This window comes from Bradyrhizobium sp. 23, assembly GCF_023073295.1.
GTDB classification, from domain to species: domain Bacteria; phylum Pseudomonadota; class Alphaproteobacteria; order Rhizobiales; family Xanthobacteraceae; genus Bradyrhizobium; species Bradyrhizobium canariense_D.
Map to the genome: position 1 here is coordinate 101,315 of NZ_JADPJF010000032.1, position 7,630 is coordinate 108,944.

The following is a 7,630-nucleotide window of genomic DNA, read 5'->3' on the forward strand; positions in this document are numbered from 1 at the left end:
CGACCCCTGCGTCCCGAACGCAGTGCTCTACCGGGCTGAGCCACACTCCGACAAGAGGCCGGCTTATAGCGTCGGGTTTGGCGCACCGCAAGCGGCCGAGCTGAGGAATCTTATCCCTGTGAAAACGGGTCTTGAAACGCTGATTTTACCGGCCGGCGAGGCCGGCGCGGAAGCTGCCGCCCGGACATTGGCAGCCGGCGGGCTGGTCGCGTTCCCGACCGAGACGGTCTACGGGCTCGGGGCGGACGCCGGAAATGCCAGTGCCATCGCCCATCTTTACGCCGCCAAGGGGCGGCCGGCCTTCAATCCGCTGATCGCGCATGTCGCCGACCTCGCGGCCGCGCGCAGGATCGGACGATTCGACGCCTGCGCCTTGCGCCTTGCGGAGGCGTTCTGGCCGGGGCCGCTGACGCTGGTGGTGCCGAAGACGGAAAACTGCCCGGTGGCCGAGCTTGCCACCGCGGGCCTCGACACGGTCGCGATCCGCATTCCGGCCCATCCGGTGGCGCAGGCGATCCTGCGCGCCTTTGGCGGGGCGGTGGTGGCGCCGTCCGCCAACATCTCCGGCCACGTCTCGCCGACGCTGGCGGCCCATGTCGAGAGCGACCTTGCGGGGCGGATCGACCTGATCGTCGACGGCGGGCCTGTTACGGTCGGCGTCGAATCGACGATCGTCGGCTGTTTTGCGGCGCCGATGCTGCTGCGGCCCGGCGGGCTGTCTCGCGAGCGGATCGAGGCCGTGCTTGGTGCAGCGCTGGCGCGACTGCCCGCGGAGACCGACAGCGAAGACAGCCAGCCGCTGGCGCCGGGCATGCTGGCCTCGCATTACGCGCCACACGCCCATGTGCGGCTCAATGCGCTGGACGTCGCGCCGGGCGAAGCGCTGCTGGCGTTCGGCCCGGCGCGCCTGCCTGGTCTGGAGGCCGCCGTCGCCGTCATGAATTTGTCGCCCACCGGCGATCTCGATGAAGCCGCCGCCAATCTGTTCGGCTATCTTCGCGCCCTCGATGCTGGGGGGCCGCGGGCGATCGCCGTGATGGCGATCCCCGAAGAGGATCTGGGCGAAGCGATCAACGACCGGCTGCGCCGGGCGGCTGTGGCGCGATAAGAGCGAAGCAAGAGACAAGACAATGAACATTAATCATCCCGCCACCCCTCCGCTTGCGCCCGAGCTGATCGAACAATTCCGCAAGATCGTCGGCGAGAGGCACGCCATCACCGATGTAGCCGACATCGAGGCCTACGTCACCGAAGAGCGCAATCTATTCCACGGCCGCTCGCCGCTGGTGCTGCGCCCGGGCTCGACCGCGCAAGTCGCCGCAATCTGCAAGCTCGCCTCCGAGCACAAGATCGCGCTGGTGCCACAGGGCGGCAACACCGGGCTCGTCGGCGGCCAGACCCCGCACAATGGCGAGGTGGTGGTGTCGCTGCGCCGGCTCGACAAGATCCGCGAGATCGACACCGCCTCCAACACTATGACCTGCGAGGCCGGCGTCGTGCTGCAGATCGCGCAGCAGAAGGCCGCGGACGTGGACCGGCTGTTTCCGCTGTCGCTGGGGGCGGAGGGCAGCTGCACCATCGGCGGCAATCTCTCGACCAATGCCGGCGGCACGGCCGCGCTGGCCTATGGCGTCGCGCGCGAGATGGCGCTGGGGCTCGAGGTGGTGCTGGCGGACGGTCGCGTGCTCAACGTGCTGTCGAAGCTGAAGAAGGACAACACCGGCTACAATCTGCACAACCTGTTCATCGGCGCCGAAGGCACGCTCGGCATCATCACGGCGGCGACGCTGAAGCTGTTTCCGAAGCCGCGGTCGATCGAGACCGCCTTCGTCGGGCTGAAGTCGCCGGACGCCGCGCTGAAGCTGCTGGCGATCGCGCAAAGCGAGGCCGCCAATGCGCTGACGAGCTTCGAGCTGCTCTCGGAGATGGCGGTCGATTTCTCGATCCGCCACGGCATCGACGTGCGCGATCCGCTCGCGCAAAAGCATGCCTGGTACGTGCTGATGGAATTGTCGTCGCCCGGCGATGACGCCCGGACGCCGCTGGAAACGATCCTCGGCCGCGCCATGGAGGACGAGATCGTCGACGACGCGGTGATCGCGGCCAATCTCACCCAGCGCGCTGGCTTCTGGAAGCTGCGCGACGAAATGTCGTCAGCACAAAAGCCGGAGGGCGGCTCGATCAAGCACGACATCTCCGTGCCGGTGGCCACCGTGCCGGCCTTCATCGCCGAGGCCAATGAAGCCGTGGTGAAGCTGATTCCCGGCGCGCGGCCGGTGCCGTTCGGCCATCTCGGCGACGGCAATCTGCACTACAATGTCAGCCAGCCCATCGGCGCCAACACCGCGGACTATCTGGCGCGCTGGCACGAGATGAACGCGGTCGTGTTCGCCATCGTGCTGCGTATGGGCGGCTCGATCTCGGCGGAGCACGGCATCGGCGTGCTCAAGCGCGACGAGTTGCCCGACGTGAAGGACAAGACCGCAATTGAGTTGATGCGACAGCTCAAGGCGATGCTCGATCCGCTTGGAATCATGAACCCGGGAAAAGTGCTGTGAGTGCGCTCAAGATCGACGCGATCACCGAGGCCGAAGTCGAGCCCGTGGTCGCGCTGTGGCAGCGCTGCGGGCTGACGCGGCCGTGGAACGATCCGCATGCCGACATCGCGCTGGCGCGACGGCGCGACAATTCCACCATCCTGCTCGGCCGCGACAACGGCGCCATCGTCGCCACCGTCATGGTCGGCCATGACGGCCATCGCGGCTGGGTCTATTACGTCGCCGTCGATCCGGATAGCCGGAAGCGTGGCTACGGCCGCGTCATCATGGCCGCGGCCGAAGACTGGCTGCGCGCGGCTGGAATTTTGAAGCTCCAGCTGCTGGTCCGGCGCGGCAATGAGCAGGCCAATGCGTTCTACCAGTCGCTGGGTTTCGAGGAATCGACCTCGGTGATGTTCCAGAAGTGGATCGACGGCCGCACCACAACGCCAAGCAACTGAGATCGAAGCATGACCATATCCGACCGCGTTCGCATCAAGGACGTCCGCGTGCTCTCGGACGGCTGGACCCCCCTCAAGACCACCACGTTCGAGTACCGGCGCGCCAATGGCGAATGGCAGACGCAGCACCGCGAGACCTATGAGCGCGACAACGCCGCCGCCGTGCTGCCCTACAACCGAGCGCGGCGCACGGTGATCCTGGTGAAGCAATTCCGCTTGCCGGCCTTCATCCGCGGTTACGACGATCTCCTGATCGAAGCCGCCGCCGGGGTGCTCGACGACGCCTCGCCCGAGGTGCGCATCCGCGCCGAGGCCGAGGAGGAAACCGGCTATCGCCTGCACCGCGTCCACAAGGTGTTCGAAGCGTTTATGAGCCCCGGCGCCATCACCGAGAAGCTGCATTTCTTCGTCGCCGAGTACGAGCCGGAGATGCGAGTCAGCGACGGCGGCGGCCTCGAACACGAAGGCGAGGACATCGAGGTGCTGGAGCTCGGCATTGACGAGGCGCTGGCGATGATCGCGGACGGGCGTATCATCGACGCCAAGGCGATCATGCTGCTGCAGCATGTGGCGCTGCATGTGTTTCGGTAGGTTGTCTTCCTTCCTTCTCCCCTTGCAGGAGAAGGTGGCGCGAAGCGGCGGATGAGGGGTTTCTGTCCGCGCGCGCATCTCATGCAGTTGAGCACGCGGAGAGAGACCCCTCACCCGTCTCGCCGCTTCGCGGCGAGCCACCCTCGCCCGCAAGGGGAGAGGGGAAAAAGCGGACCTGGCTCTATCAGTGCAATTCTGACCTGCATTGCCTCGCCCCCCGTTGAGCTCACCCCCGACTATCTCTAGTCTGTCGCCAACAAGAACCAGGAGACGCGCCCCATGTCCGCTTCGCGCGACGACGAATTCGGCTTTGCGCCCGACTATGACGCCCCCGTTCCCTATATGCAGCGCACGCGGGACTATTACGCCGCGATTGGCTACACCACGGCGTATCGCTGGGCTCACTACACCGAGGCGCCGTTCCAGCCGCTAAAGAAGCCGTTGTCGCAATCAAGCGTCACCATCATCACGACCGCCGCGCCATACGACCCCGCCAAGGGCGACCAGGGACCGGGCGCGGCGTATAATGGCGGCGCGAAATTCTACCAGGTCTATGAGGGCGACACGGCGAAGCCCCACGACCTTCGCATCTCGCATATCGGCTACGACCGCAAGCACACCACGGCCACCGACAACGGCACCTGGTTTCCGCTGCCGCAACTCTTGAAGGCGAGCGCGGCGGAGCGCATCGGCGAGGTGGCGCCGCGCTTCTTCGGCGCGCCGACCAACCGCAGTCATCGCGTCACCCTCGACACCGACGCGCCGGAAATTCTGGCGCGCTGCCTTGCCGACAAGGTCGATGTCGCCGTGCTGGTGCCGAACTGTCCGGTCTGCCACCAGACCACAGCGCTGGTGGCCCGGCATCTCGAGGCGAACGGCATTCCGACCGTGATCATGGGCTGCGCCAAGGACATCATCGAGCACGCCGCCGTGCCGCGCTTCCTGTTCTCGGATTTCCCGCTCGGCAATTCCGCCGGCAAGCCGCACGACATCGCCTCGCAGGCGCAGACGCTCGAGCTGGCGCTCAGACTGCTGGAGACCGCGAGCGGCCCGCAGACCACGATGCAGTCGCCGCTGCGCTGGAGCGAGGACGCTTCCTGGAAGCTCGACTACAACAACGTCGCGCAGCTCTCAGCCGAAGAGCTGGCGCGCCGCCGTGCCGAATTTGACAAGCAGAAGGAGATCGCGCGCGGCAATCGCGCGGCCTGACGTCCTCCGACAACCAAAACAAACAGGGAGAGCGACGTGACGCGACCGTTCGAGGGCGTGAAGATCCTGGACTTCACGCAAGTGCTGGCCGGCCCCTATGCGAGCTACCAGCTCGCGCTGCTGGGCGCCGACGTCATCAAGGTCGAGCGGCGCGAGGGCGAGGACATGCGCCGCACGCCGCTGTCACGCGAATGGGCGGAGCGCGGGCTCGCGCCCGCGTTCCAGGCCATCAACGGCAACAAGCGCAGCCTGACGCTCGACCTGCAAAAGCCCGATGCGATCGCGATCGTGAAGAAGCTCGCCGCGCAAGTCGACGTCGTCATGGAGAATTTCCGCCCCGGCGTGATGGACAAGCTCGGCATCGGCTACGAGGCGCTGTCCGCGATCAATCCGAAGCTGATCTACTGCGCGGTGTCCGGCTTCGGCCAGACCGGTCCGGACCGGCTGCGCCCCGGCTATGACGGCAAGATGCAGGCGCTGTCCGGCATCATGGCGATCACGGGTCATCCCGAGACTGGGCCGACCCGCGCCGGCTTTGCGGTGTGCGACGTGCTGTCGGGCGCCACCGCTGCGTTCGGCGTGTCGAGCGCGCTTTACCAGCGCGACCGCACCGGCAAGGGCCAGCTCATCGACGTCTCCATGCTGGAGGCGACGATGGCGTTCCTGTCGGGGCAGATCGCGGACTGGTCGGTCGCGGGCCATCGCCAGCAGCTGTCGGGGAATCAGGCCGTCAGCCGCAGGACCACGGCGAATTTGTTTAGATGCGGCGACGGTCACATCCTGCTCGCCGTCAACAACGAGAAGCAATATCGCGCACTGATGTCTGCGCTCGGCCGCGAGGACACGCTCAGCGATCCGCGCTTTGCCGACTGGTTTGCGCGCAACGAGAACGAGCCGGCGCTGCGCGCCATCATCGAAGAGGCGCTCGCGGCAAGGCCTGCGCGCGAATGGGAGACCATTCTGGAAGACGCCGGCGCGCCCTGCGCCAGCATCTGGAAGGTCGAGGAAGTCATCGACCATCCGCAGATCAAGGCGCGCGGCGCGATCCAGGAACTCGATACGCCCTACGGCCGGCTTCGTTTCGCCGGCAGCGGATTCAAGCTCGCGCATGGCGGCGGCAGGCTCGACCGGATGGCGCCGGAGCTCGGCGCGGATACGGATGCGGTGCTGGGCGAGCTGGGATTTGACGCAGCGGAGATCGCAGCACTACGGGCGCGGGAGATCGTGTAAGGGCGAAGCCGCTTAAAACAACGACCCCTGCCCGTCATCAGCCGGCCCGGCCGCCGCTTTCCGCACCACCTTCTTCTTCGGCGCCTCCGCCTCCATGTCCTCCGCGCTGATCGGCAGGAGCAACTGGTCGTCGTCATTGGCGACGCGGTTGACGCGGGTGGAGACCGGGTGCCAGGCGAATTCGCCGATGCGCGGGGCGGTCATCAGCGGCAACACCGCATCGAGGTCATCGCTGCGGCTGTCGAGCCAGCGCTCGAAATCGCGCGGGCTGATGGTGACGGGCACGCGATCATGGAGCGTGGCGAGATCCTCGCTCGCCGCCGCCGTGACGATCGCGACCGTGTCGAGCTCCTCGCCGTTCGGCCCGACCCAGGTCTCGAACACCGCTGCAAAGCCGAGCGGCGCGCCGCCGGCGCGATGGATGAAGAACGGCTGCTTGCGCCCACCCTCCGCCTTCCATTCGTAATAGCCGTCGGCCGGAATCAGGCCGCGGCGCCGGCGAATCGCGTTCTTGAAAGCGGGCTTCTCCAGCACGGTCTCGGAACGGGCATTGATCAGGAGCGAAAATCCCTTGGGATCCTTGACCCAACCCGGCAGCAAACCCCAGCGCATCAGGCGAAAATGGCGCGCGCCGTTCTCGGCCAGCACGACCGGAATCGGTTGTGTCGGGGCCACATTGAACCGGGGCGGGAAGTTCGGCTGCTCAATGTAGCCGAACAGTTGCCGCAAAGCCGCGGGGGCCGAAGTTATGACGAAGCGTCCACACATCCTTGAGGGCCTATATAGGGTCCGTTCAGGTCCTTTTAACCCCGAACGTTAACACTGCGGCAGATGAGCTCAACGGTCTCCCAGCCGGCGCGAATGCATGGACAGACGGGGCCCGAGGCTGCAGCCTGGGCCGAGCGGCTGCGCGTGGCCAACATCAACCCGCGGACCGGGCTTGCCACCGACTATCTCAACCATTTCAATGAAGCCGTGATGCTGCTGGAAATGGTCCCCGACATGCCGGAATGCGCGGAAGATTTTCTGACCTGGTCGCCGCTGTCCTATGCCGAGCATTTCACCGCCTCGAACTTCAAGGCCCGGGATCTGGCGATCGAGGCCTATGAAAAGGCCGACCCGAACGTGCGCGCCCAGTTCGACCACCTCACCGACACCATGACCTCGATCCTGACGGCGGTCGGCTCGGCCATGCGCGAGGTCGAGAAGGACACGACCCGCGTTCGCCTCGCCGAGCAGGCCGCCCACTGGGTCAAGCCGCTGATCGCGGCCTGCGGCGGCATCATCAATGGCGGCGCGGAAGCCGACGTCGACAACATCATGGCGAACTGAGCCCGAGCAGGTGAAGTCATGGCTGCGATCGTTCAGCCCACCCGTCCCCAGATCGCGGTCAGTGCCGCGATTTTTCGTGACGGCAAGGTGCTTCTGACCCGTCGCGCACGCTCGCCGGCAAAGGGGTTCTATTCGCTGCCGGGCGGCCGGGTCGAGTTCGGCGAATCGCTGCACCAGGCGCTGGCGCGCGAGATCGACGAGGAGACCGGGCTAGATATCGAAATCATTGGCCTCGCGGGCTGGCGCGAAGTGCTGCCGGCCGCGGCCGGC

General features: G+C 66.4%; 9 protein-coding genes. 8 read left to right on the forward strand and 1 reads right to left on the reverse strand.

The features are described 5' to 3' along the window. Positions 1 to 118: 118 nt before the first annotated feature. The 6 genes from IVB32_RS04730 to IVB32_RS04755 all read left to right on the forward strand — a co-directional run bounded on the left by IVB32_RS04730 (position 119) and on the right by IVB32_RS04755 (position 6,028). Positions 119 to 1,108, forward strand: a complete 990-nt coding sequence (locus IVB32_RS04730; protein ID WP_247369281.1) for an L-threonylcarbamoyladenylate synthase — start codon at positions 119 to 121, stop codon at positions 1,106 to 1,108. A gap of 22 nt (positions 1,109 to 1,130) precedes the next feature. Continuing rightward, positions 1,131 to 2,558: an FAD-binding oxidoreductase gene (locus IVB32_RS04735; RefSeq protein ID WP_085352584.1), complete on the forward strand. Its 1,428-nt coding sequence runs from the start codon at positions 1,131 to 1,133 to the stop codon at positions 2,556 to 2,558. Next, positions 2,555 to 2,998, forward strand: coding sequence for a GNAT family acetyltransferase (locus IVB32_RS04740; RefSeq protein WP_018458815.1), 444 nt, complete (start codon positions 2,555 to 2,557; stop codon positions 2,996 to 2,998). Before IVB32_RS04735 ends, IVB32_RS04740 begins: the two co-directional genes overlap by 4 nt. 9 nt (positions 2,999 to 3,007) lie before the next feature. Then, positions 3,008 to 3,589, forward strand: a complete 582-nt coding sequence (locus IVB32_RS04745) for an NUDIX domain-containing protein (protein WP_018458816.1) — start codon at positions 3,008 to 3,010, stop codon at positions 3,587 to 3,589. A 279-nt stretch (positions 3,590 to 3,868) separates the two neighbouring features. After that, complete coding sequence (locus IVB32_RS04750; protein ID WP_247369282.1) at positions 3,869 to 4,798, forward strand: glycine reductase; 930 nt, start codon at positions 3,869 to 3,871, stop codon at positions 4,796 to 4,798. Positions 4,799 to 4,834: 36 nt separating this feature from the next. Continuing rightward, positions 4,835 to 6,028, forward strand: coding sequence for a CoA transferase (locus IVB32_RS04755; protein WP_085352588.1), 1,194 nt, complete (start codon positions 4,835 to 4,837; stop codon positions 6,026 to 6,028). 12 nt (positions 6,029 to 6,040) lie between these two features. Here IVB32_RS04755 and IVB32_RS04760 read toward each other — a convergent pair whose 3' ends face one another. After that, positions 6,041 to 6,796 (reverse strand): SOS response-associated peptidase, encoded by a 756-nt coding sequence (locus IVB32_RS04760; protein WP_085352589.1) that lies wholly within the window; start codon positions 6,794 to 6,796, stop codon positions 6,041 to 6,043. A 63-nt stretch (positions 6,797 to 6,859) separates the two neighbouring features. Between IVB32_RS04760 and IVB32_RS04765 the strand changes: the two genes are divergently transcribed. Then, positions 6,860 to 7,360, forward strand: a complete 501-nt coding sequence (locus IVB32_RS04765) for a hypothetical protein (protein WP_085352590.1) — start codon at positions 6,860 to 6,862, stop codon at positions 7,358 to 7,360. Positions 7,361 to 7,378: 18 nt separating this feature from the next. After that, on the forward strand, positions 7,379 to 7,630 hold a 252-nt coding region (locus tag IVB32_RS04770), incomplete at its 3' end, for an NUDIX domain-containing protein (protein ID WP_247409924.1).

Coding starts and splice junctions, on each gene's coding strand:
- IVB32_RS04765 (WP_085352590.1), top strand. CDS start 6,860: ATGAGCTCAACGGTCTCCCAGCCGGCGCGAATGCATGGACAGACGGGG.
- IVB32_RS04750 (WP_247369282.1), top strand. CDS start 3,869: ATGTCCGCTTCGCGCGACGACGAATTCGGCTTTGCGCCCGACTATGAC.
- IVB32_RS04735 (WP_085352584.1), top strand. CDS start 1,131: ATGAACATTAATCATCCCGCCACCCCTCCGCTTGCGCCCGAGCTGATC.
- IVB32_RS04760 (WP_085352589.1), bottom strand. CDS start 6,796: ATGTGTGGACGCTTCGTCATAACTTCGGCCCCCGCGGCTTTGCGGCAA.
- IVB32_RS04745 (WP_018458816.1), top strand. CDS start 3,008: ATGACCATATCCGACCGCGTTCGCATCAAGGACGTCCGCGTGCTCTCG.